Source organism: Streptococcus thalassemiae (assembly GCF_903645285.1).
In the GTDB taxonomy this organism is placed as follows: domain Bacteria; phylum Bacillota; class Bacilli; order Lactobacillales; family Streptococcaceae; genus Streptococcus; species Streptococcus thalassemiae.
The window spans coordinates 493,744-518,100 of the sequence record NZ_CAHJXN010000002.1 but is presented as its reverse complement, the minus strand read 5'-3'; the positions used below and the strand labels follow the sequence as shown (position 1 = coordinate 518,100).

Sequence of the window (24,357 nt, the reverse complement as noted above, 5' to 3'; positions counted from 1 at the left end):
ATTACACCCACTCACCATTTGCATTTAGAGTGTAGCCGTTAATCGTTGTATTTACTGCAAGAGCGCCTGAACTATAGGCATAATACCACTTGCCACCTGCTTGGAACCAGCCAGTCACCAGAGCACCAGAAGTATTCAGATAGTACCAGACACCATCTACTTTTCTCCAACCAGTAGCCATTGCACCATCAGAATGCAGATAGTACCACTTACCACCTTGGTTTAACCATCCCGTCTGCATAGAACCAGCACTATTGAGATAGTACCATTTACCAGAGATGAATTTCCAACCTGTTTGCATACTACCATCTGCCGCTAGATAATACCAGCTACCGTCACTGACCCAGCCAGTCTTCTTCACGCCATCTTGATCAAAGAAATACCACTTATCAGCGATATATTGCCAACCTGTACGTTTCTCTTCCACTTTTTCAGTTCCAGTAACACTATCGTCTTTTACAAACCAATGTTTACGAACACCCTCTTCTATTTTAGTTTCAACAAAGCGATATCCTTTAAATGTGCCATGCTCAACTTCCTCAGCTTTTTTAACAGAGATTGAAGAAACAAATTTCTTTAATTCTCGACTCGTTCCATCTGATTCCATGACCAACCAAGAAGTCCCTTTGACTGTATCTTTAAAGGGTTTTATAATATCAGGCTTCACAGAAAGCCCATCTACCTTATCTCCCTTAACTGTAACTGAAGGCTTAAAATAATGTTTTAATACAGTACCATCAATTACTGAACTTTCAAATTGATACCCTGAGAAATTACCTGGGGATGATGTTTCTGGTTTTGATGAATCATAAGTTTGGGGATTTCTTAAGATTTTTTCCTTCCCATCTTCCTGTTTTGTGACCCAAACAACTGTCTTATACACATTCGTTTCCGAAGCCTTTACCTCAGTTGTTTTTACGCTAACAAGAGCTGCACTTGCCAAAGTAGCACCTAATAAAATGTTAATTACTTTTGATTTCATTGGAAACCTCCTATTATTTTTAACTATTATAATACTTATACAAATTAAATGCAAGAAAAAACAGGAGAGCTATCTCCTGTTTTATATTCTAGTTATAGGATTATACCCACTCACCGTTTGCGTTTACGTTGTAACCGTCAACAGTTGTGTTTACTGAAAGGGCACCTGAACCATTTACATGGTACCATTTACCAGCAACTTCAAACCATTGGCTAGCTTTCATAGCACCTGTTGCTTCAAGGAAGTACCAAGTATCACCATCTTTCAACCAACCAGTTTGCATAGCACCTGATTTGTTTAGGTAGTACCAAGTTCCGTTAACGTTTACCCAACCAGTTTGCATTACGCCTTTATCGTTTAGGTAGTACCAGTTGCCATCAACTTGTTTCCAACCTGTAACAGCTGTAGCTTTTTCGAAGTATTTCCATCCGTCAGCTGTGTTAGCCCAACCTTCAACTGCAGTTGAAGTTGGATTTCCAATTTGTACACTACGGTCATCAGTGTGATATGGAAGTACAACTTTACCATTTGTATACATATCTCCACCAACTGTCAATGTAGCTTCTAAACCAGTTGCTGATTTGAATTCTGATGTTGGGTTAGTAACACGGAATTTAATCACTTCACCAGTTTTGAATTTTAATGCTTCTTTAACTTGTACTCCAGCTGAATTTTTAACTGGTTGTCCATCTTTATCATATGACAAAACTTCAACTTCTGAAAAATCTGCATCTCCTGAAGCATTTGTCTTCACAGTGAAGTTTTCATATTGTTTTTGTTCGCTTGCACGATCACCTGTAGGGATGATTTGGATGTCGATTTCAGTATTTGGAACTGGACGTCCACCACCGTCAACAACTGTTACACGAACGTGTTTTGTATACCCTGCTGCTGCAACACGGTTATATTTAATGTAACCGTATTTAACCATTGGGTTACGTGAATCACTAGTACCAACTGGATTTGTAGAAGGAGCAGTAGTATTTGTTGAACCTTGTCCACCATTGTTCCATCCTGTCCAGTTTCCGTATGCGTGTACTGGAGCTGCGTTAAGAGCTGCTGCTGCAGCTACAACTGCTGCACTTGTCAATAAAACTTTTTTCATCGTTTTATCTCCTTTGTTTTTCTTTAAAATATTTTTTCGTAAGACTATCTTACTACCATACAGTATATAAATATTTGCAGGATTTGTCAAGGGTTTTCATCAACTTTTTACCTATTTTTTTCAAAAAAGGTGAAAAAACGTCTTTGTGAGATGAAATACCCTTCAAATACCGTATCTTCCAAGTGAAAATCTCACAAATTTCTTAAGCCCTGAGTCAAACCTCACATATCTAATCCATATCGATAGTTGGATAGAACTCACTTCTATGGTATTATCCTATAACCCCTTCCAAATGTCAAGCAAAAATGACAAGTATTTTAGAAATAACTCGCCATTTCATTAACTTTCTACTATTTAAAATGTGACCTCATAGCAAGGACTCAAACTCAGTAACTGACATGCCCAACTGCTGGCTGGCAACCTCAGAAGTCAGAAGACCTTGGCGAACGAGATTTACTAGACCTACTTTTAATCCCTCTTCAATGCCTTCCGCTCGTCCTCGTTCGAGTCCTTGTTCAATCCCCTCAGCTCGACCACGCTCAAGACCTTGCTCTAAACCTTTTTCGATTCCTTGTTCAACCCCCTCCGCTCTAGCTGTTTCCAAGGCATAGTCCTGTGCCAACAAGGCTTGTTCTTCGCGCATACGTAGTTGACTAAACATCTTCCTGTCCTCCTCGGACCAGCTTTTGTAGTCTAGCAGTTGGTCTGCTTGGCTGATCGCTCGCTCGGGTTGTTGGGTAAAGGGCTTATTCCCGAAAAACTCCAACCAGGGCTTGCGAACCTCGTCTTTGCTGGTTTCTCTATATTTTTTTAGTTCCAAGAATGCCATCTTAACTAGATGGTTTTCTTGTCCATTATTGGTGATAGTTAAAACCTCACCTGTCGTGTCCTCGCGCATACTAAAACTATGGAAAGCCAAGTCATCTTGGAAGTAGTTACTATCTACAATTGCAATAGCATAAACTGGGGCAATGTGTTTGTAACTTTGGTGTGTGTCACCTTCTCGTTGACGAATTTTTTCAAGATTTTGATTGACCTGACTACACAGATACGCCCACAGGCGATTGATGAAAAAATTCTGATGATGAACTTGAATTTCAATAATAACTTGCGTGCCATTGTCCAACTCCGCCAAGACGTCTATACTGGTATAGAAATCCTGTGCCGAGTACGGTGTAGTGGGCAAGACGTGAATGTTACTTCCCTCCAAAATGGTCACATTTTTTGCTGGCAAGTCCAGCATATCGCGGATAAATTGACAAGTGATTTCTGGATTGCTAAAAATCTTCTTAGCAACCAAATCATTAGTTGGGCTAATGCCCGGATGACGCACAGTCATATTTCTTCTCCTTTCATTATAGCACATTTTTAAATCTAGGTTTACTAGATTCACTGCTACTATCTATTTATTCGGAAAAGAGACGAAAAAAATAAAAGTTATTAAAATTATTGTTTATCCTTAATTTTGTCTGTGTTAAAAGAGGTTTTGACACCTAATTTTTAAAATTAAAGCACACTGAATCTAGGAACGATTTGAATCATCTTGACCTGTTCTTGGTATTCTTGACTGAGTTTCCAAATCTTCTTTACAGACGGAAAGAGCATCATCGTGTTCCTTGATGATTCTGATTTTCTCACCTTGTTCAGCTGTTACATCGTCCGCTATAGCAATTCCCAAATCTCGCATCTTATCCTTCATTCATCTTGGTAATCAACTTCTTAATGTTTGGTTTCTCATCTGGATTGTCAAAGATTCTCTGAATAATAACTTGAGTAAAAAATCATTCCTTAGTTCAACCAATCCACAATATATCTTTCCAATTGCTTGGCAAACCAATCTTACTAGATAATATGATATTTGACTTTTCCATCAACTGTGCCTCTAAAGTCGTCAAAAAATCGTTCCAATCTTGAACAAAAGAATGTGAATGATGTTGTATAAGATTTTTCATAGCAAGAAGATAAGCAAATAAATCGTTATTATGCGTCTTTTTCTTTTTAGTCTCTGCATTCTTGTTTATTTGACGCAAATCAGCTGAAAAGAAACTTGGACTTGCTATTGTAAAATTTTGACCATATAATCTTAAATGATGTGCAGTTCTATTTCTCATATACCATGTAGCTGAAACCCAGCCAAATAATTTACTCTGGATTTCTTCTCCATGAATTTTAGAATTTACCACACCAGTTGATAAAAATGTAGTATCTATCCAATACTCCCGGTACTCTTTTTTCAGTGCACTTATAAAACGAGTTGTTTCCCCAAAAGTCATCTCTTGAAAAAGCACCCAAATTGGGAACTTAGAACCTTTATTTTTGATATGATGCTGTATTGACAGACTTTGATTCTCTGATAAATGTTTTTCTATAATTGAAATAAATTCGTTATATAATTCAGAGTTTTCATAAATAGTTTCATCCAAGTAACACTCACCTTTTTGATATTTTCCATTATATTGCTGACAAAGCGATTCAATAAAAGTTGATTTTATAAACTGCTCTAATCTACCAGAAAATATAAACAGAAACTGTGACAACCAGTCATTAAATTCATACAATGAAATCGCTGCTTGAAATTTTCCTTTATGAAGATTATCTGGAACCTGTTTAATAAAAGCAGAAAACGAATAGTAATTATGGCAACGTAAAAAATTTTTGGAATCTAGTTCCTCTTCAGGTGACATATCTAGCTTATCTGAAAGATAACTTACCAAATCTTCAAGAGGTAAAAATGCTTTCATTTCTCTCTTTAAATCTCTTGACAAAGAAATACTATTATCAGTTGTGTACATCATTAACCTTCTAAATTTATAAAAAAATGACTCCAGTTGCTATGAAACAGGGAGCAAAAGGAGTGCTTGTATCTAAATACTATACTATTCTATAAAAAAAGTCAAGTCAACTTGATATTTTTTCAATTTGTGTCTAATTGTTCACTCGCGAATTCGGAAGTTAAAACATGTTGGCGGACCATATCTAGGAAGGCAAAGAGTTTTCCACGTTCAAGACCTTGTTCAATCCCCTCTGCACGACCACGTTCAAGACCTCGCTCTAAACCTTTTTCGATTCCTTGTTCAAGACCTTCAGCCCTAGCAGTTTCCAAAGCATAGTCCTGAGCTAACAAGGCCTGTTCTTCGCGCCTGCGTTGTTCACTAAACATTTTCCTGTCCTCCTCGGACCAGCTCTTGTAGTCCAGCAGTTGGTCTGCCTGGCTGATGGCTCGCTCGGGTTCTTGGGTAAAGGGCTTGTTGCCGAAAAACTCCAACCATGGCTTGCGAACCTCGTCTTTGCTGGTTTCTCTGTATTTTTTTAGTTCTTAGTTATGATGGTCTTTCAATAGCTCCTCAAACTCAGCCACGGTCATGCCTAATTGCTCACTCGCAACTTCTGAAGTCAGAAGACCTTGACGGACCATATCTAAGAAGGCAAAAAGTTTTCCACGTTCTAACCCCTGTTCAAGACCCTGTTCGATACCTTCCGATCGTCCTTGTTCAATCCCCTCTGCTCGCCCTCGTTCTAGTCCCTGTTCAATGCCCTCTGCGCGACCACGTTCAAGACCTCTCTCTAAACCTTTTTCTTCGGCTTGTTCCAAGGCATAGTCCTGTGCTAACAAGGCCTGTTCTTCACGCCTGCGTTGTTCACTAAACATTTTCCTGTCCTCCTCGGACCAGCTCTTGTAGTCCAGCAGTTGGTCTGCCTGACTGATGGCTCGCTCGGGTTCTTGGGTAAAGGGCTTGTTGCCGAAAAACTCCAACCATGGCTTGCGAACCTTGTCTTTGCTGGTTTCTCTGTATTTTCTTAATTCCAAGAACGCCATCTTGACTAGATGATGTTCCTGTCCATTATTTGTGATGGTTAAGGCTTCACCTGTCGTGTCCTCTCGCATACTAAAGCTATGAAAAGCCAAGTCATCTGAGAAATAATTGCTATCCACAATTGCAATAGCGTATACTGGTGCGATGTGTTTATAGCTCTGATGAGTATCACCTTCTCGTTGACGAATTTTTTCTAGGTTTTGATTGACCTGACTGCAAAGGTAAGCCCACAGGCGATTGATGAAAAAATTCTGATGATGTACCTGAATTTCAATGATTACTTGGGTTCCATTGTCCAACTCTGCCAAGACGTCTATACTGGTATAGAAGTCTTGGGCCGAGTAAGGCATGGAGGGTAATACGTGAATATTGCTCCCCTCCAAAATGGTCACGTTTTTTGCTGGCAAGTCCAGCATATCGCGGATAAATTGACAAGTGATTTCTGGATTGCTGAAAATTTTCTTAGCAACCAAATCATTGGTCGGGCTAATGCCCGGATGTCTTAGAATCATTCTTTTCCTCCTTTTATTATACCACAGTTTTAAATCTAGGTTTACTAGATTCTCTGGCTCTATCTATTTATTCGGAAAAAAACGAAAAAACCTGAGAATCATCTCAGGCTTGGTCATTAAATTTTTTTCTCAATACCGAAAAGTGGAGAAAGTGGTCGTTTTTCATGAATACGTACGATAGCATCACCCAGTAGATGAGCAATCGAAATTTGCTCAATCTTATCAATCAAACGCTCTTCTGGCAGATAGATGGTATCCAAAACAACCAATTTCTTGATAGCTGAATTTTGGATATTGTCCATAGCAGGGCCAGAAAGAACTGGGTGCGTACAGCTTGCATAGACTTCAACAGCACCAGCTTCTGCAAGGGCATCTGCCGCATGACAAATCGTTCCAGCAGTATCAATCATATCATCAATCAAGATACAAGTCTTGCCTTCGACCTTACCGATGATGTTCATGACTTCACTGGTATTCATCTTATCAACACTGCGACGTTTGTCGATGATAGCGATAGATGTTTTCAAAAACTCAGCCAACTTACGGGCACGAGTCACCCCTCCATGGTCTGGGCTGACAACCACATAGTCAGAACCAACCATGCCACGACGCTCAAAATAATCCGCAATCAGAGGAGCACCCATCAAGTGATCCACAGGAATATCAAAGAATCCTTGAATCTGCGCAGCATGCAAGTCGATGGTCAATAAACGATCCACTCCAGCTACTTCAAGCATATTTGCGACAAGTTTTGAAGTGATTGGCTCACGCGCTCTCGCCTTTCTATCCTGACGTGCATACCCATAGTAAGGCATGACAACATTGACAGATTCTGCACTCGCACGCTTCAAAGCATCCACCATAATCAAAATTTCAAGCAGATTGTCATTTACAGGCGAACTAGTTGATTGTAGGATAAAGACGTGTTTCCCACGGATTGATTCTTCGATGTTGACCTGAATCTCTCCATCTGAAAATTGACGGACACTTGATTTCCCCAACTCTATCCCAATCTCCTGCGCCACACGTTCTGCCAATTCTTTATTAGAAGAAAGGGCAAACAGCTTTAAATCAGAAAAAGACATGATTTCCTCCGGTATATATGTATCGCTTGTGCTTTTCACAAGATTTTTCCATCTACCATTGTAGCGCTTTTTACACTATTTTTCAATCAAAAATAAAAGAAGGGCACCATATTTGTACCCTTGCATCATTCTTTTGAAAAATATTCTAGTTCATCAACTCATCGTGCTTCTCAACAAAACGATAAGCCTGATAAAAACCATAGAGAGTAATAGCCGTAACCACTGGAATCGCTAAAGGCAACTCTGTCTCCAATTCAACAAAAGGAGAGTTAAACAAGAAATGAGTTCCCAAGGCTAAACCTAGGAAAATAAGCCCCTCTTTCTTGCCAACCTTCTGTCCTTTATAGGCTCTGTAAAGCAAGTAAACACCTACTACAGCCAGGCCTGAAAAAGTCCAGTGAGAGGCAATTCCTGAGATGATACGCTCTAAAATCCTCGAAATAGTAAAGTCAAATCCCTCTGGCAAATCCGTACGAATGTAGCCAATATCCTCAATCATTTGGAATCCCAAACCAGAAGCAATTCCTAGTAAAAACAAAGATTTTAATTTTCGCACAGGAATCAAAGCTAAAACAAAGACAAGTGGCAATAATTTCAAGGGTTCTTCTACCAAAGGAGCCACAATAGCACTTTCAAAGGCATTTAAAAATGCACTATCTGGAAAAAGAACGCCAAGCAAATCATGGATATAGGTATTAGCAAAGCTAGACAACCAGCCTGAAAGGAACATCCCACCCAATAAAGACAAGATCAAGGAGTTCTTTGGCAATTCCCATTTTTTCCCAATACGGAAAAGGAAATAAAGAGCCGGAATCATGTAAAAGAGAGCTAGAAAGATAGAAACTCCCATTAGTCCATATTCCGCAGCTGACATCGAACCGTCCGTATAGTAGATGGTTTCATACTGCAAACCAATACATAGCAATAAAATAAAAATAAATAAAATACTGTTTTTCTTCATACACTTTCTTTCTAAGTAAAATATTTACAATTCTACGACTGTCATACTTCCTGTATCTACATCATAAATGGCACCAGAGATAATGACATCGTCTGGTATTAGGGGGGACTCGATAAGGAGTTGCATATCCTCTCGCACACTCTCTTCTATATCTTGGAAGGGCAAGAAGTCCTGGTCTGACACATCGACACCTAGTTCCTCTTTTAAATACTCCTGAAAAGGTCCATTTTCAAAGGTCTGAGCACCACAGTCTGTATGGTGCAACACCACAATCTCTCTTGTCCCCATTTGTTGTTGGGAAATAACTAGCGAACGAATCATGTCCTCAGTCACTCGACCACCTGCATTCCGCAAGATATGAGCATCCCCAAGTGCCAATCCCAAAGCTTGCGCAACGTGCAGACGTGAGTCCATACAGGTCACAATGGCTACTCTGGTTTTGGGTTTAAGTGGCAGATTTAACTGCCCATGTAGGGCAACATAAGCCTGATTGGCTTGCATAAACTGTTCAAAATACGACACGATTCCCTCCTTGAAAATTTGATAGTCAAATATTTCTCCTATCTTATCATTTTTAAGAGGATTTGTCACAGATTAAGCAAAAACCTTTTTCAAAACTTCCTGAATCGTTGTCACCCCAATGACCTGTATTTCCTTGGGTGGAGTGATTCCTGTCAAGGAATTCTTAGGTACATAAATCTTAGTAAATCCCAGTTTAGCAGCTTCGTTAATACGTTGTTCGATACGATTCACGCGCCGAATCTCTCCAGTCAAGCCCAGTTCGCCTACAAAACATTCCTGAGGATTAGTTGGCTTGTCTTTATAGCTCGAAGCAATAGCAACTGCAACGGCCAAGTCTATCGCAGGTTCATCCAATTTGACACCGCCAGCAGATTTGAGATAGGCATCCTGATTTTGCAAGAGAAGACCTGCACGCTTTTCCAAAACAGCCATAATCAAGCTAGCACGGTTAAAATCAAGTCCTGTCGTAGTACGCTTGGCATTTCCAAACATGGTCGGTGTCACCAAAGCCTGAACCTCCGCCAAAATTGGACGCGTCCCTTCCATGGTCACAACGATGGAGGAACCAGTCGCCCCGTCCAAACGCTCCTCTAAGAAAACTTGACTCGGATTGAGAACCTCAACCAAACCGCCCGACTGCATCTCAAAAATCCCAATTTCATTGGTAGAACCAAAACGGTTTTTGACCGCTCTCAAAATACGAAAGGTATGGTGGCGTTCCCCTTCAAAGTAAAGTACCGTATCTACCATGTGCTCCAACATACGAGGACCAGCCAAGGTTCCTTCCTTGGTCACATGACCTACGATAAAGATAGCAATGTTATTGGTCTTGGCCAGTTGCATGAGCTCAGCCGTCACCTCACGCACCTGAGAAACAGACCCCTGCACCCCTGAAATCTCAGGAGACATAATAGTCTGGATGGAGTCAATAATGAGAAAGTCTGGTTGGATACGCTCCACCTCAGCACGAACACTCTGCATATTGGTCTCTGCATAGAGATAAAACTCGCTATCAATATCTCCCAAGCGTTCCGCTCGCAACTTGATTTGCTGGGCAGACTCCTCCCCACTGACATAGAGAACTGTCCCCACTTGAGACAACTGGGTTGAGACTTGTAGGAGAAGAGTCGATTTCCCGATTCCAGGATCCCCACCGATTAGGACGAGACTTCCTGGTACCACTCCGCCTCCAAGTACACGGTTGAATTCCTCCATCTCCGTCTTGGTTCGATTGACATTGATTGAAGTCACCTCAGCCAGTTTCATGGGCTTGGTTTTCTCACCTGTCAAGGACACACGCGCATTCTTGACCTCGGCAACCTCAACCTCTTCTACAAAAGAAGACCAAGACCCACAGTTGGGACAACGTCCCAGATATTTAGGGGAATTATACCCACAATTTTGACATACAAATGTCGCTTTTTTCTTTGCGATGATAAACCTCTTTCTATATCTCTATCTCACATTCAATCACTTGGCAAAAATCAATCTTCTCATTTGGCACAAACTGGCGCATGAGCATGTTGTGAGTTACCACTATCACGGTCTGGTAATCTCGATACTTAGCCATGCATTCTAGAAAACGAGACTTCATCTCCGTAGCTGTCTCATATTGAATAGGACTATTAGGAAGTAACTCCCCCTTATTTTCTAGAAACATAGTACGAGCTTTTTCAAAATTATCTGTGCCACTTTCATAGACCTGCCATTCATGTAACAAAGGCTCTACTCTTAAAGGAAGTCCCGTAGCACAAACCACATAAAAAGCCGTTTCTAAAGCTCTTGTGACTGCAGAAGATATAATTATTTCAGCTGAAAGGAGTAAAGGATTGGTGCTCAGTTCCTGAGCCTGCTGCCGTCCCTTCTCAGATAAGGGCGCCAAATCTATCCCAAATCCCGTATAAGAATGCTCCTCTAACTCACAATAATCTGGCTCTCCATGACGTACAAAGATAATCTTCATTCTAGTGCCCTGTCGATCCAAATCCACCAGTCCGCACGCCGTCTGCCACATCTCCATCTACGATTAAGAAAGGCGCAAAGACAGCCTGGACCACACGTTCTCCAACTTCAAGAACAACCTCTTGATCTGTAATATTCTTCATCTGAGCAAAAATGTGACCTTCATTCCCAGGATTTCCATAATAATCCCCATCAATGACACCAACCGAGTTAATCAAGACCAAGCCCTTCTTACGAGGATTTGAAGAGCGATCATAAAGGTAGAGAACCTCAGTCGGCTGCATATAAGCCTTAACCCCTGTAGGAACCAAGACAATCTCTCCTGGAGCTATAACTGTACGCACAGCAACCTTTAAGTCGTAACCAGCCGCATGCGCTGTCTCACGCTTGGGCAATAAATTTTTATCTGTAAAAGTCGAAACCAATTCAAAACCACGAATTTTCATCATCTTCTCTTTTCTATTATCATTTATTCTAGATTATTCTATCTTATTTATTCGTAAAAAGCACGAAAAAAAGAGCACACAATTCAAATCGCTTAGGGCTGCTGGATTCCTCCCCTGACCCGCTTCACGCAGAACTGTTGCTCCACTATTTATTATATCACATTCCTATTCATTTTAAAAGCAAAATTATTTTTTCCGTCTATTTCTAAAAAAGTCCTGCATAATAGCTGCGCATTCATCTTCCAAAATTCCCGTTTCAACCTCCACACGATGATTGAGACGCTCATCTGTCAAAATATCGTACAAACTCCCAGCAGCGCCAAATTTCTGGTTTTTAGCCCCATAGACCACGTTTGGAATACGGGCAAGTCCAATCGCCCCACTACACATGACACACGGCTCAATGGTCACAAAAAGCGTGCAATCCAGCAAGCGCCAGCTCTCCTCACTCAGGTTCGCATTCTCTATGGCCATAATCTCCGCGTGCATAACCGCTCGCTGCAACTCCTCACGTGCATTATGCCCACGACCAATGATTTCTCCGTCCTTGACAATCACACAACCAATCGGAATTTCATCGTGTTCCAGGGCAATCTCAGCCTCTCTCAAAGCCTCCCTCATAAAAACTTCTTTTTCTTCAACTGTATAATTCATCAATTTCCCTTTTCCTACTTGTCAGTTTTATTATTATATCATGAATCCCTACACAAAAAAAGCCACCGAATGCGGTGACTTTATAGGGAGATTATTATGAAAAAGAAAAGTTTAGGATATTTGTTACAACAAGTTAGGAGGTCTTCTTGTAACTGTCTATAGTATACCCGACCTATCTTAAACAAATCTTAAAAATCTCTTAGGACCAAACACTTTCTAAAATATTTGTTTGCTCACGACCAGGACCTACTGAGAAAGTAGAAATACGAACGCCAACCAATTCACTCACACGACGAACGTAGTTACGCGCATTCTCAGGAAGATCTTCCAAATTACGAACTCCAGTAATATCTTCTGACCAACCTGGCAACTCTTCATAGATAGGCTTGCAACGTTTCAATTGCTCAAGACTAGCTGGATAGTAGTCAATACGTTGACCATCAAGATCATAGGCCACGCAGATTTTCACAGTATCTAAACCACTCAAAACATCGATAGAGTTCAATGAAAGATTAGTAATACCAGAAACACGACGACTATGACGCATCACAACTGAATCAAACCATCCCACACGACGTGGACGACCAGTTGTTGTACCATATTCATGACCGACTTCACGGATACGTTCTCCCACTTCATCAAACAACTCAGTTGGGAAAGGACCGTCTCCTACACGACTCGTATAGGCTTTACATACACCTACAACCTTGTCAATCTTACTTGGACCAACACCAGAACCAATTGTCACACCACCAGCCACAGGGTTTGAAGAAGTAACAAATGGATAGGTCCCTTGGTCAATATCTAGCATAACACCTTGTGCACCTTCAAAAAGCACACGTTTACCATTATCAAGCGCATCATTCAAAATGACGGACGTGTCTGTCACATATTTCTTGATTTGTTGACCATATTCGTAATATTCTTCAAAAATATCATCGAAGACGATAGCTTTACTATCATACAATTTTTCAAAAAGACGATTCTTTTCAGCAAGGTTACGTTCTAAACGCTCACGGAAAATGTCTTTATCCAAAAGATCGGCGATACGAATTCCCACACGAGCAGCCTTGTCCATATAAGCTGGACCAATTCCCTTGATTGTAGTCCCAATCTTATTGTCGCCCTTAGCTTCTTCTTGCAAACGATCTAACTCGATATGATAAGGCAAAATGACATGCGCGCGATCAGAAATACGCAAGTTATCAGTTGTCACACCTTCCTCATGAAGATAGCTCAACTCTTTTACAAGAGATTTAGGATTTACAACCATACCATTCCCAATAACAGAGATTTTTTCAGGGAAGAAAATCCCAGATGGAATCAAGTGCAATTTAAACTTCTTACCATCAATCACAATCGTGTGACCTGCATTATCACCACCTTGGTAACGTGCAATCACTTCTGCATTCGCTGAAAGGAAGTCTGTAATCTTCCCTTTACCTTCATCACCCCATTGGGTACCTACAACAACAACTGAAGTCATAATCTTGTCTGAGCCCTCAGGCTCTTCCTTTCTCACATACATGGCAGGACTCTCACCTGCAATTATATCTTACAATTTATTATAAGAAAAAATCGCCTTTTTATCAAGAAGAAACAATAGAAAGATTTGCTATTTCCAACTATTAAAAAATGATTTAGAAAAATAAGCAGCTATTTATTATTATCTTTCCATAAAAAAGTAAATTTGTTCGGAAATTTACTCAAAACATCTCAACAAGCAACAAAACCTTGTTTCATTATCATCTTTTCAAGATACAAACGATAAGCAACACGATAATGGTAAACAATAAAATCCCTACGACACCCAATGCCATATCTAACTAAATAATAAATCAAAAATTTAAAATGAAAATGTTCCCAGTCCCAACTATTACCAAAGAAAGTAGCATACTCTTCTTCGATACTGTCATAGAAATCCGCCATCTGCTCATAAATACTTTTTAGCATAAATATATACTCCTTTTCTTTTTTATAAACTTATTCTAACAAAAAATTTTACATATTCACTATCAATTCCTGAATTGTTAAAATACCAACCTCAACAAGAGAAAAAATAGGAAAAGTTGACAGAATAGAAACAAATTTACTACCTAAATTAAACTATTGTAAAGACCTTATTAACTGCGTTAAATACTAAAAGAGACTGAGGTAAAAATCTTAAAATAAGAAAAACGCATAGTATCAAATTTTTCAAACTATCTTTAAAACATTTCTCAAAGATAACGAGAAAATTGTCAATTCCCAAACTAACTTCCACTGCTAATCCAAACGGAAGTTAGTTTGATAAAAATCATAAAAACCAGTGGAATTCCGTGTCAGGATAACTTCCACTGGTTTTACTCATATTTGATTTTATAGCTTTTGTAACCAAAATGAATCGAAAAAAAGAGCGCACAAAATCGCCTTATCTGAAAGCGTTTCAGATTAAGTTCCGCTATGGTGGAAGTTAGTGTGAGACGTTTGAATGCGGTTAAAGATTAGTTTTTAGATCTTATGTTGAAGTAATTTAGACGACTGGCAGACGTCTTCTGCAGGTATTTTAGAAATGCCGAGAAGTTTAGGAATTTCTTCTCCATAGGTAAAGGCAAAGAGTTCATAGGCTGACTTTCCATTCAAAGCGGCACGTTTGACACTGTTGACATGCGAACAAACGAGATTGATGTCCTCTTGAGTTAAGTTGTCAAAAGAAGTTCCTTTAGGTAGAATGTCGCGAATCAGCGTGTGATTTTTCTCGATTCTCCCTTTCTGGTCAGAGCGATTAGGGTCACAAAAGAAGAGTTTACTCTCTCCTCGCACATCCATTTCGATATCATCAATCCTGGCAAACTCTCCACCATTATCGGTAAGAATGACAGGAAAGAGTTGGAAGAAATCTTTGTCAGCTTGGTGAAGAGTGATCTTGATTTTATAAAGGTGTTTGGTAACCTTAAGGGCAGTTTTATTATCCAGAAGTCTAGCGAAGATAAAGTTACAGAAAGATAGATTGAAGGTGAGTAGGACTTTACCTCCCATTCTGCCCAAAACTGTATCCATTTCCAGCCAAGAGTCTAGTTGATTCAGTACTAAATAGTTTTGGAAATCCTCATAGGAACGGTCTTTTTTCGCTTCTTTAGGGATGGAAGGTAGCTTACTTTTCCATCTTTCTTTGAATTTAACGGCTCTGGCTAGGTCAATAGGAGCGATAGATAGGTATCCTTTTCGGATGTGCCGATAGACAGTTGAGGAGCTGACATCAAGGTTATGGATAGATGTGTTGTCCCTTTTTAACCCCATCAGAAATGACTTTGTCCATGTCCCAGAAGGTCTTGGAATTGAGGGGAGTTCCTTCACGAGATTCAACAAGAGTTTGTTCGTACTGTTTTTGAGCTTGTTTAGCGAGGTAGAAGATCTTCTTATAGCCACAGTTTTGTCTTCTTTTAGGGCAGCCATTACAGACAAAGGGCGCTTTGTCGAGTAGAGGGCAAGGAAGGTTGTTAGAGGTAGAGTATCTAATTTGTTTGTTTCGTTTGACTTCTTTGGAAACAGTAGTTGGGTCTTTTAGAATGGATTGTCCGATAGCTTTGAAGGTTTCACTGCGCTCTAAGTCTAGTTGGATATCGTTACGGTCTGAAAGGGTAAGGTGTTTATGTTTTGTCATAGTGAGCCTCATTTCTAATTCAAACGTCTCACACTTAATTCCACCATAAAAATCCGTTTTAGACTAATTTCCACTTCGGCTAGGCAAGTGGAAGTTAGTTTGAGAAGTTAGCATAACAAGAAAATTGTCAATATCCTTAAACTAGCCTATTCTAACGCCAAACTAGAAGTCACTAATAATCCCATCAAACTTATCAAGCGCAACGACTTTGGTTTTCGGAACTTTGAAAACTTCAAAAAACGGATTTTCATCGCTCTAAACATCAAAAAAAGAAAGGACGAAATTTGTCCTTTCTCGAGATTAGCTTTTCTGGCTCTATAATATTTGTAGTGGGTAAATCCCCTATGGATATTATGGAGCCTATTTTAGGGTAGAAAAAAATTCCATTTATCACAAAATTACTAGAGCTTACAGACCCTAATTTCTAAATTATGGATATCATCAATAGGGATACACATAAGAAAATCATCGCTAAACTGGACTACGACGCCCCATCTTTCCCTGACTGCAGAAGTTAAATGAAGAAATATGACTTTCAAAAACCTTCTAAAATTCCTTACCTTGAAACTACTGGTATGCCTACTATAATTCTCCTTAGAAAACGTCGTTTAAAGTGCTATCATTGCTATAAAATGATGGTATAAGAAAAATATTCCGCTTCATTAGGTGCGAGATAGATTATTAATTATATAACAAAAAAGAGGTCAAAACCTCTTTTAATTAACTACTCCGCCAGTAGGACTCGAACCTACGACATCATGATTAACAGTCATGCGCTACTACCAACTGAGCTATGGCGGAATAAAGCTAAGCGACTTCCATATCTCACAGGGGGCAACCCCCAACTACTTCCGGCGTTCTAGGGCTTAACTTCTGTGTTCGGCATGGGTACAGGTGTATCTCCTAGGCTATCGTCACTTAACTCTGAGTAATACCTACTCAAAATTGAATATCTATTCAAACTAAGAAAACCGTTCGCTTTCGTATTCTCAGTTACTTTGGATAAGTCCTCGAGCTATTAGTATTAGTCCGCTACATGTGTCGCCACACTTCCACTTCTAACCTATCTACCTGATCATCTCTCAGGGCTCTTACTGATATAAAATCATGGGAAATCTCATCTTGAGGTGGGTTTCACACTTAGATGCTTTCAGCGTTTATCCCTTCCCTACATAGCTACCCAGCGATGCCTTTGGCAAGACAACTGGTACACCAGCGGTAAGTCCACTCTGGTCCTCTCGTACTAGGAGCAGATCCTCTCAAATTTCCTACGCCCGCGACGGATAGGGACCGAACTGTCTCACGACGTTCTGAACCCAGCTCGCGTGCCGCTTTAATGGGCGAACAGCCCAACCCTTGGGACCGACTACAGCCCCAGGATGCGACGAGCCGACATCGAGGTGCCAAACCTCCCCGTCGATGTGAACTCTTGGGGGAGATAAGCCTGTTATCCCCAGGGTAGCTTTTATCCGTTGAGCGATGGCCCTTCCATACGGAACCACCGGATCACTAAGCCCGACTTTCGTCCCTGCTCGAGTTGTAGCTCTCGCAGTCAAGCTCCCTTATACCTTTACACTCTGCGAATGATTTCCAACCATTCTGAGGGAACCTTTGGGCGCCTCCGTTACCTTTTAGGAGGCGACCGCCCCAGTCAAACTGCCCGTCAGACACTGTCTCCGATAGGGATCACCTATCTGGGTTAGAGTGGCCATAACACAAGGGTAGTATCCCAACAACGTCTCCTTCGAAACTGGCGTCCCGATCTCATAGACTCCTACCTATCCTGTACATGTGGTACAGACACTCAATATCAAACTGCAGTAAAGCTCCATGGGGTCTTTCCGTCCTGTCGCGGGTAACCTGCATCTTCACAGGTACTAAAATTTCACCGAGTCTCTCGTTGAGACAGTGCCCAAATCATTACGCCTTTCGTGCGGGTCGGAACTTACCCGACAAGGAATTTCGCTACCTTAGGACCGTTATAGTTACGGCCGCCGTTTACTGGGGCTTCAATTCATACCTTCGCTTACGCTAAGCACTCCTCTTAACCTTCCAGCACCGGGCAGGCGTCACCCCCTATACATCATCTTACGATTTAGCAGAGAGCTGTGTTTTTGATAAACAGTTGCTTGGGCCTATTCACTGCGGCTGACTTAAAGTCAGCACCCCTTCTCCCGAAGTTACGGGGTCATTTTGCCGAGTTCCTTAACGAGAGTTCTCTCGCTCACCTGAGGCTACTCGCCTCGACTACCTGTGTCGGTTTGCGGTACGGGTAGAGTATGTTTAAACGCTAGAAGCTTTTCTTGGCAGTGTGACGTCACTAACTTCGCTACTAAACTTCGCTCCCCATCACAGCTCAATGTTATAGAACTAAGCATTTAACTCAATTCACACCTCACTGCTTAGACAGACTCTTCCAATCGTCTGCTTTAGTTAGCCTACTGCGTCCCTCCATCACTACATACTCTAGTACAGGAATATCAACCTGTTGTCCATCGGATACACCTTTCGGTCTCTCCTTAGGTCCCGACTAACCCAGGGCGGACGAGCCTTCCCCTTGAAACCTTAGTCTTACGGTGGACAGGATTCTCACCTGTCTTTCGCTACTCATACCGGCATTCTCACTTCTATGCGTTCCAGCACTCCTCACGGTATACCTTCTTCACACATAGAACGCTCTCCTACCATACCTATAAAGGTATCCACAGCTTCGGTAAATTGTTTTAGCCCCGGTACATTTTCGGCGCAGGGTCACTCGACTAGTGAGCTATTACGCACTCTTTGAATGAATAGCTGCTTCTAAGCTAACATCCTAGTTGTCTGTGCAACCCCACATCCTTTTCCACTTAACAATTATTTTGGGACCTTAGCTGGTGGTCTGGGCTGTTTCCCTTTCGACTACGGATCTTAGCACTCGCAGTCTGACTGCCGACCATAATTCATTGGCATTCGGAGTTTATCTGAGATTGGTAATCCGGGATGGACCCCTCACCCAAACAGTGCTCTACCTCCAAGAATCTCTAATATCGACGCTAGCCCTAAAGCTATTTCGGAGAGAACCAGCTATCTCCAAGTTCGTTTGGAATTTCTCCGCTACCCACAAGTCATCCAAGCACTTTTCAACGTGCCCTGGTTCGGTCCTCCAGTGCGTCTTACCGCACCTTCAACCTGCTCATGGGTAGGTCACATGGTTTCGGGTCTACGTCATGATACTAATTCGCCCTGTTCAGACTCGGTTTCCCTACGGCTCCGTCTCTTCAACTTAACCTCGCATCATAACGTAACTCGCCGGTTCATTCTACAAAAGGCACGCTCTCACCCATTAACGGGCTCGAACTTGTTGTAGGCACACGGTTTCAGGTTCTATTTCACTCCCCTCCCGGGGTGCTTTTCACCTTTCCCTCACGGTACTGGTTCACTATCGGTCACTAGGGAGTATTTAGGGTTGGGAGATGGTCCTCCCAGATTCCGACGGGATTTCTCGTGTCCCGCCGTACTCAGGATACTGCTAGGTACAAAGACTATTTTAAATACGAGGCTATTACTCTCTTTGGCTGATCTTCCCAAATCATTCTTCTATAATCTTTGAGTCCACATTGCAGTCCTACAACCCCGAAGAGTAAACTCTTCGGTTTGCCCTTCTGCCGTTTCGCTCGCCGCTACTAAGGCAATCGCTTTTGCTTTCTCTTCCTGCAGCTACTTAGATGTTTCAGTTCACTGCGTCTTCCTCCTCACATCCTTAACAGATGCGGGTAACAGGTAGTACCTGTTGGGTTCCCCCATTCGGAAATCCCTGGATCATCGCTTACTTACAGCTACCCAAGGCATATCGTCGTTTGTCACGTCCTTCTTCGGCTCCTAGTGCCAAGGCATCCACCGTGCGCCCTTATTAACTTAACCTTATTTTTCTGACCTTTCAGTCATAAACTCTTATTAATACTACAGCGTTTTCGGTTTATTTTCTTGTTACTATTTGATATAGATATTCAATTTTCAATGTGCATTACTTGGTGATCTCTCACCAATGGAGCCTAGCGGGATCGAACCGCTGACCTCCTGCGTGCAAAGCAGGCGCTCTCCCAGCTGAGCTAAGGCCCCACAAGACCTCTCAAGACTAAACAAGACCAATGCGCAGTTCCTTATCCTTAGAAAGGAGGTGATCCAGCCGCACCTTCCGATACGGCTACCTTGTTACGACTTCACCCCAATCATCTATCCCACCTTAGGCGGCTGGCTCCTTACGGTTACCTCACCGACTTCGGGTGTTACAAACTCTCGTGGTGTGACGGGCGGTGTGTACAAGGCCCGGGAACGTATTCACCGCGGCGTGCTGATCCGCGATTACTAGCGATTCCGACTTCATGTAGGCGAGTTGCAGCCTACAATCCGAACTGAGACTGGCTTTAAGAGATTAGCTTGCCGTCACCGGCTTGCGACTCGTTGTACCAGCCATTGTAGCACGTGTGTAGCCCAGGTCATAAGGGGCATGATGATTTGACGTCATCCCCACCTTCCTCCGGTTTATTACCGGCAGTCTCGCTAGAGTGCCCAACTGAATGATGGCAACTAACAATAGGGGTTGCGCTCGTTGCGGGACTTAACCCAACATCTCACGACACGAGCTGACGACAACCATGCACCACCTGTCACCTCTGTCCCGAAGGAAAACTCTATCTCTAGAGCGGTCAGAGGGATGTCAAGACCTGGTAAGGTTCTTCGCGTTGCTTCGAATTAAACCACATGCTCCACCGCTTGTGCGGGCCCCCGTCAATTCCTTTGAGTTTCAACCTTGCGGTCGTACTCCCCAGGCGGAGTGCTTAATGCGTTAGCTACGGCACTAAACCCCGGAAAGGGTCTAACACCTAGCACTCATCGTTTACGGCGTGGACTACCAGGGTATCTAATCCTGTTTGCTCCCCACGCTTTCGAGCCTCAGCGTCAGTTACAAGCCAGAGAGCCGCTTTCGCCACCGGTGTTCCTCCATATATCTACGCATTTCACCGCTACACATGGAATTCCACTCTCCCCTCTTGCACTCAAGTTAAACAGTTTCCAAAGCGTACTATGGTTAAGCCACAGCCTTTAACTTCAGACTTATCTAACCGCCTGCGCTCGCTTTACGCCCAATAAATCCGGACAACGCTCGGGACCTACGTATTACCGCGGCTGCTGGCACGTAGTTAGCCGTCCCTTTCTGGTAAGATACCGTCACAGTGTGAACTTTCCACTCTCACACTCGTTCTTCTCTTACAACAGAGCTTTACGATCCGAAAACCTTCTTCACTCACGCGGCGTTGCTCGGTCAGACTTCCGTCCATTGCCGAAGATTCCCTACTGCTGCCTCCCGTAGGAGTCTGGGCCGTGTCTCAGTCCCAGTGTGGCCGATCACCCTCTCAGGTCGGCTATGTATCGTCGCCTTGGTGAGCCGTTACCCCACCAACTAGCTAATACAACGCAGGTCCATCTGGTAGTGATGCAATTGCACCTTTTAAGCAAATGTCATGCAACATCTACTCTTATGCGGTATTAGCTATCGTTTCCAATAGTTATCCCCCGCTACCAGGCAGGTTACCTACGCGTTACTCACCCGTTCGCAACTCATCCAGAGAAGCAAGCTCCTCCTTCAGCGTTCTACTTGCATGTATTAGGCACGCCGCCAGCGTTCGTCCTGAGCCAGGATCAAACTCTCATTAAAAGTTTGAGTTCTCACTCATTTCTGTCACTGACAGATTTATTGTTTTTTCATTGTTCAGTACTACAACAGTTGTTGTAGTGCCCTGCACATTGGTTCGTCTTGTTCAGTTTTCAAAGGTCTTTGTCACTCGCTTCTCTCAAGCGACAACTATATTAGTATATCACAGCCGCTTTCGCTTGTCAACACTTTTTTGAAACTTTTTTAAAACTTTTTTCATCAAGTGTTCCTACCGCAACATACCATAGTCCGTACGGGATTCGAACCCGTGTTACCGCCGTGAAAAGGCGGTGTCTTAACCCCTTGACCAACGGACCAGAGTTGTTATTTTCAACTCTTACTATTATACCCACTTTTCAAACTTTGTCAACACCTTTTTTAAACTTTTTTTACTTTTTTGCATGAATTCCTAATGAGTACGGATATCAAACTCTTTAAACACAATACGTAAGTCCTTTAGCACTCTTTGACGCCCTCGGAAACGTTCATTTCTTAAAACGCGTTCTAACTCTTCTCGTTGCTCTTTACTTTGTTTGTTTCTATAATCTCTTAGTGTTTCATGAAAGAGATAATAGTCATCTAGCCATAGACCGCCCTCACTTATACGATGACTTATCTCACTCACTTCTTCATATGTTTCTTTATCATATCTTCGTTTGTGGCTTTCTTGCTTACGGAGATAATCTAAAATCCGATTCCGGAACTTGGTTTTGAAATATTTACGTAAACGTGGTATATCTTCTACCAGTCCTTCTTCTCTACTGATCAATTCATGTAAGCAAATCATGCCTTCTTGGTCCCAATCCGACAATTCCCATAAATGAAGGTAATATTCATTTCTACACTTATACACAGTTCCCTGGACTTCTTCATACAATTCTTTAAGCATTCTTTTCCCCTTTCTGTGTACAGTCTAACAAATAAAGAAGCTAGTTGGGTTCATTTCCTCCATTCTGTTCCCTTTAGCTCCTCAACTGCACAAAAAAGAGAGGACAGGCCTCTCTTAAGGTTATTTTTCGTCATTCATTTTTGACTTTACTTCATCATAGGATAGTGCATGAGATTCCTCTTCTACTGTTTCAGGCATCTTTCCTGTTTCATAGAGAGATTTAATTTGTGTACTATCCAATGTTTCGTATTTCAATAATGCTTCTGCAATCAACTTGTGAGTTTCACTATTTGACTGAATAATTTCAGCAGCTTTATTTCGTGCTTCATTCAATAATGAACGAACCTCTTCGTCAATTTCATAAGCTGTTTGTTCTGAAATTGATTTTTGAGGGCTTTGTGCACCAAACATAGCATGATTGCCCTCATATTGAACTGGACCTAGTTTTTCACTCATACCGTACTCTGTAACCATTGCACGCGCCATTTGTGTCGCTTGTTCAAAGTCGTTTGAAGCTCCTGTCGTTTGGACATTAAAAATAATTTCTTCAGCTACACGTCCACCCATTAAGCCAGCCAATTGCTCTTTCATATCTTCTTTAGATAGAAGCATTTGATCTTCCTTAGGAAGTGCAATCATGTAACCACCTGCACGGCCGCGTGGTACAATTGTAACCTTATGGACAACGCGAGCATTCGACAAGACTAGACCAACAATGGTATGTCCTGCCTCATGGAAAGCAACCAATTCTCGTTCTTTTTGTGAAACTGTCTTATCTTTCTTAGAAGGTCCAGCAATCACTCTATCTTCTGCTTCATCAATATCTGAGGCATCAATTATCGACTTATTGCGACGAGCGGCAACCAAGGCTGCTTCATTCAAGACATTCTCTAAGTCAGCACCAACAAAGCCTGGAGTTTGTTGAGCCACTAATTTCAAATCAACATCTTCTGCTAAAGGCTTGTTCTTAGCATGAACTTTCAAGATTGCTTCGCGCCCCTTAACATCAGGACGGCCAACCAATACTTTTCTATCAAAACGTCCTGGACGCAGAAGGGCAGGGTCAAGTACATCTGAACGGTTTGTCGCAGCGATGACAATAATCCCTTCATTTCCCTCAAAACCATCCATCTCAATCAAGAGTTGGTTCAAGGTTTGTTCACGTTCATCATTACCTCCACCAAGACCGACTCCACGTTGACGTCCAACAGCATCAATTTCATCGATAAAGATGATAGCTGGTGCTGCTTTTTTTGCATCTTCAAAAAGAGAACGAACACGACTAGCTCCAACTCCGACAAACATTTCTACAAAGTCAGAACCTGAGATACTAAAGAATGGAACGCCTGCTTCTCCGGCGACTGCCTTAGCAAGCAATGTCTTACCTGTTCCCGGAGGTCCCTCCAAAAGAACACCTGCTGGAATCCGGGCTCCAAGTTTTGTAAATCGTTTTGGATCTTTTAAGAATTCAACAACTTCAACTAGTTCTTGTTTTTCTTCCTCAGCTCCAGCAACATCTGAAAATCTTACTTTAATATCTTCTTTATTTGCAGCTTTAGCCTTACTACGTCCAAAACTCATTGGGTTACGACCATTGCCTCCCCCCATATTTCCCATCATAGAGAATAGGAAGAAGAAAAGAATCCCAAATGGCACAATGGATACGAGTAGATTAATCCACATACCACTTGAACTTTCATGCTTAACAGTTACTTCCGCTTTATGATCAGAAGCAAGCTTTTGCAATTCTGATACTGTGGTATCAGAGGGAAGAATAATACTTGAAAATTTCTCTACTGTTGTAACAGATGGAGAAAAGAACTGAATGCCTGTTTCTTCTTTACTTGTTTTAGGATTTTTATAGACACCAGAAACTTCGATAACACTACCATTTGGTTGATAAGTTAATTCTTTTACATTGTCATCGGTAATTTCTTTTACCAATTCTGTATAATTAATTTGCTCACTTTTCCCTGCAACACTACCTGTACTAAAATACTGGTAAGCTGTAACTAGGAAAAAAATAAGTAATAACCATAGAAAAGGATTTTTAATTAAACCATTATTTTGTTTTTTCATTAAAAATTGT

Annotated in this window: 16 protein-coding genes, 3 tRNA genes, 3 rRNA genes, 1 other RNA gene and 5 pseudogenes; 2 read left to right on the top strand and 26 right to left on the bottom strand. The window is 41.7% G+C overall.

The features are described 5' to 3' along the window. Window position 1: 1 nt before the first annotated feature. The 18 genes and pseudogenes from HWX15_RS10165 to HWX15_RS04910 form a co-directional block, all read right to left on the bottom strand. Complete coding sequence (locus tag HWX15_RS10165) at window positions 2-982, bottom strand: N-acetylmuramoyl-L-alanine amidase family protein (protein ID WP_175880439.1); 981 nt, start codon at window positions 980-982, stop codon at window positions 2-4. A 100-nt stretch (window positions 983-1,082) separates the two neighbouring features. Continuing rightward, window positions 1,083-1,382, bottom strand: a pseudogene (locus tag HWX15_RS10245) (hypothetical protein); the annotation flags it as partial. 1,072 nt (window positions 1,383-2,454) lie between these two features. Further along, window positions 2,455-3,426 carry an Rpn family recombination-promoting nuclease/putative transposase gene (locus HWX15_RS04990; protein ID WP_175880437.1) on the bottom strand — a complete coding sequence of 324 codons (972 nt, stop codon included), beginning with the start codon at window positions 3,424-3,426 and terminating at the stop codon, window positions 2,455-2,457. 183 nt (window positions 3,427-3,609) lie between these two features. Continuing rightward, window positions 3,610-3,786 (bottom strand): hypothetical protein, encoded by a 177-nt coding sequence (locus HWX15_RS04985; protein WP_175880436.1) that lies wholly within the window; start codon window positions 3,784-3,786, stop codon window positions 3,610-3,612. 94 nt (window positions 3,787-3,880) lie between these two features. Next, a complete protein-coding gene (locus HWX15_RS04980) occupies window positions 3,881-4,879 on the bottom strand; it encodes an Abi family protein (RefSeq protein WP_175880435.1) in 999 nt (332 codons plus the stop codon). A 122-nt stretch (window positions 4,880-5,001) separates the two neighbouring features. Beyond that, window positions 5,002-5,403, bottom strand: a pseudogene (locus HWX15_RS04975) (flagellar assembly protein H domain protein); the annotation flags it as partial. After that, window positions 5,404-6,414: an Rpn family recombination-promoting nuclease/putative transposase gene (locus tag HWX15_RS04965; protein WP_175880432.1), complete on the bottom strand. Its 1,011-nt coding sequence runs from the start codon at window positions 6,412-6,414 to the stop codon at window positions 5,404-5,406. A gap of 116 nt (window positions 6,415-6,530) precedes the next feature. Beyond that, window positions 6,531-7,499, bottom strand: a complete 969-nt coding sequence (locus HWX15_RS04960) for a ribose-phosphate diphosphokinase (RefSeq protein ID WP_000010159.1) — start codon at window positions 7,497-7,499, stop codon at window positions 6,531-6,533. A gap of 145 nt (window positions 7,500-7,644) precedes the next feature. Beyond that, on the bottom strand, window positions 7,645-8,460 hold the full coding sequence (locus HWX15_RS04955) for a PrsW family intramembrane metalloprotease (RefSeq protein ID WP_175880431.1): 816 nt from the start codon (window positions 8,458-8,460) through the stop codon (window positions 7,645-7,647). A gap of 24 nt (window positions 8,461-8,484) precedes the next feature. Then, window positions 8,485-8,982, bottom strand: coding sequence for a beta-class carbonic anhydrase (locus HWX15_RS04950; RefSeq protein WP_004237611.1), 498 nt, complete (start codon window positions 8,980-8,982; stop codon window positions 8,485-8,487). Window positions 8,983-9,054: 72 nt separating this feature from the next. After that, entirely contained in the window at window positions 9,055-10,416 is a 1,362-nt protein-coding gene (gene radA, locus HWX15_RS04945; RefSeq protein ID WP_077804517.1) for a DNA repair protein RadA, read from the bottom strand. 13 nt (window positions 10,417-10,429) lie between these two features. After that, complete coding sequence (locus HWX15_RS04940) at window positions 10,430-10,996, bottom strand: histidine phosphatase family protein (protein ID WP_175880430.1); 567 nt, start codon at window positions 10,994-10,996, stop codon at window positions 10,430-10,432. Continuing rightward, window positions 10,947-11,390, bottom strand: a complete 444-nt coding sequence (locus tag HWX15_RS04935; protein ID WP_049511693.1) for a dUTP diphosphatase — start codon at window positions 11,388-11,390, stop codon at window positions 10,947-10,949. The genes HWX15_RS04940 and HWX15_RS04935 overlap by 50 nt, the downstream gene beginning before the upstream one ends. 56 nt (window positions 11,391-11,446) lie before the next feature. Beyond that, window positions 11,447-11,544, bottom strand: an RNA gene (gene ffs, locus HWX15_RS04930) — signal recognition particle sRNA small type. Between the two features lie 32 nt (window positions 11,545-11,576). Beyond that, window positions 11,577-12,044, bottom strand: coding sequence for a tRNA adenosine(34) deaminase TadA (gene tadA, locus HWX15_RS04925; protein WP_001110112.1), 468 nt, complete (start codon window positions 12,042-12,044; stop codon window positions 11,577-11,579). 199 nt (window positions 12,045-12,243) lie between these two features. After that, window positions 12,244-13,530: an adenylosuccinate synthase gene (locus tag HWX15_RS04920; RefSeq protein ID WP_050208768.1), complete on the bottom strand. Its 1,287-nt coding sequence runs from the start codon at window positions 13,528-13,530 to the stop codon at window positions 12,244-12,246. A 230-nt stretch (window positions 13,531-13,760) separates the two neighbouring features. Continuing rightward, on the bottom strand, window positions 13,761-13,997 hold the full coding sequence (comW, locus tag HWX15_RS04915; protein ID WP_175880429.1) for a sigma(X)-activator ComW: 237 nt from the start codon (window positions 13,995-13,997) through the stop codon (window positions 13,761-13,763). A gap of 537 nt (window positions 13,998-14,534) precedes the next feature. Further along, a pseudogene (locus tag HWX15_RS04910) lies at window positions 14,535-15,687 on the bottom strand (IS30 family transposase). A gap of 117 nt (window positions 15,688-15,804) precedes the next feature. Between HWX15_RS04910 and HWX15_RS04905 the strand changes: the two are divergent. Beyond that, window positions 15,805-15,991 (top strand): annotated as a pseudogene (locus HWX15_RS04905) (transposase); the annotation flags it as partial. 127 nt (window positions 15,992-16,118) lie between these two features. Beyond that, window positions 16,119-16,328 (top strand): annotated as a pseudogene (locus HWX15_RS04900) (transposase family protein); the annotation flags it as partial. Window positions 16,329-16,414: 86 nt separating this feature from the next. Here HWX15_RS04900 and HWX15_RS04895 read toward each other — a convergent pair. The 8 genes from HWX15_RS04895 to ftsH form a co-directional block, all read right to left on the bottom strand. Next, window positions 16,415-16,488: transfer RNA gene (locus HWX15_RS04895), tRNA-Asn, on the bottom strand. Window positions 16,489-16,493: 5 nt separating this feature from the next. After that, window positions 16,494-16,609 (bottom strand): 5S ribosomal RNA (gene rrf, locus HWX15_RS04890). Window positions 16,610-16,685: 76 nt separating this feature from the next. After that, a 23S ribosomal RNA gene (locus HWX15_RS04885) occupies window positions 16,686-19,587 on the bottom strand. A 125-nt stretch (window positions 19,588-19,712) separates the two neighbouring features. Continuing rightward, window positions 19,713-19,785: transfer RNA gene (locus tag HWX15_RS04880), tRNA-Ala, on the bottom strand. Between the two features lie 51 nt (window positions 19,786-19,836). Then, window positions 19,837-21,382 (bottom strand): 16S ribosomal RNA (locus tag HWX15_RS04875). Together the 16S, 23S and 5S rRNA genes with 3 tRNA genes alongside form the textbook arrangement of a ribosomal RNA operon. 242 nt (window positions 21,383-21,624) lie before the next feature. Next, window positions 21,625-21,696 (bottom strand) — tRNA-Glu (locus tag HWX15_RS04870). Between the two features lie 92 nt (window positions 21,697-21,788). Then, on the bottom strand, window positions 21,789-22,268 hold the full coding sequence (locus tag HWX15_RS04865; protein ID WP_175880428.1) for a sigma-70 family RNA polymerase sigma factor: 480 nt from the start codon (window positions 22,266-22,268) through the stop codon (window positions 21,789-21,791). Between the two features lie 120 nt (window positions 22,269-22,388). Further along, the gene (gene ftsH, locus HWX15_RS04860; protein ID WP_175880427.1) at window positions 22,389-24,347 is read right to left on the bottom strand and encodes an ATP-dependent zinc metalloprotease FtsH; all 1,959 of its coding nucleotides are present in this window, start codon (window positions 24,345-24,347) and stop codon (window positions 22,389-22,391) included. Window positions 24,348-24,357: the final 10 nt, after the last annotated feature.

What these genes read in the sequence shown, in the direction of transcription:
- HWX15_RS10165 (WP_175880439.1), bottom strand. Translation starts at nt 982, where the DNA reads ATGAAATCAAAAGTAATTAACATTTTATTAGGTGCTACTTTGGCAAGT.
- HWX15_RS04990 (WP_175880437.1), bottom strand. Translation starts at nt 3,426, where the DNA reads ATGACTGTGCGTCATCCGGGCATTAGCCCAACTAATGATTTGGTTGCT.
- HWX15_RS04985 (WP_175880436.1), bottom strand. Translation starts at nt 3,786, where the DNA reads ATGAAGGATAAGATGCGAGATTTGGGAATTGCTATAGCGGACGATGTA.
- HWX15_RS04980 (WP_175880435.1), bottom strand. Translation starts at nt 4,879, where the DNA reads ATGTACACAACTGATAATAGTATTTCTTTGTCAAGAGATTTAAAGAGA.
- HWX15_RS04965 (WP_175880432.1), bottom strand. Translation starts at nt 6,414, where the DNA reads ATGATTCTAAGACATCCGGGCATTAGCCCGACCAATGATTTGGTTGCT.
- HWX15_RS04960 (WP_000010159.1), bottom strand. Translation starts at nt 7,499, where the DNA reads ATGTCTTTTTCTGATTTAAAGCTGTTTGCCCTTTCTTCTAATAAAGAA.
- HWX15_RS04955 (WP_175880431.1), bottom strand. Translation starts at nt 8,460, where the DNA reads ATGAAGAAAAACAGTATTTTATTTATTTTTATTTTATTGCTATGTATT.
- HWX15_RS04940 (WP_175880430.1), bottom strand. Translation starts at nt 10,996, where the DNA reads ATGTGGCAGACGGCGTGCGGACTGGTGGATTTGGATCGACAGGGCACT.
- HWX15_RS04935 (WP_049511693.1), bottom strand. Translation starts at nt 11,390, where the DNA reads ATGAAAATTCGTGGTTTTGAATTGGTTTCGACTTTTACAGATAAAAAT.
- tadA (WP_001110112.1), bottom strand. Translation starts at nt 12,044, where the DNA reads ATGAATTATACAGTTGAAGAAAAAGAAGTTTTTATGAGGGAGGCTTTG.
- HWX15_RS04920 (WP_050208768.1), bottom strand. Translation starts at nt 13,530, where the DNA reads ATGACTTCAGTTGTTGTTGTAGGTACCCAATGGGGTGATGAAGGTAAA.
- comW (WP_175880429.1), bottom strand. Translation starts at nt 13,997, where the DNA reads ATGCTAAAAAGTATTTATGAGCAGATGGCGGATTTCTATGACAGTATC.
- HWX15_RS04865 (WP_175880428.1), bottom strand. Translation starts at nt 22,268, where the DNA reads ATGCTTAAAGAATTGTATGAAGAAGTCCAGGGAACTGTGTATAAGTGT.
- ftsH (WP_175880427.1), bottom strand. Translation starts at nt 24,347, where the DNA reads ATGAAAAAACAAAATAATGGTTTAATTAAAAATCCTTTTCTATGGTTA.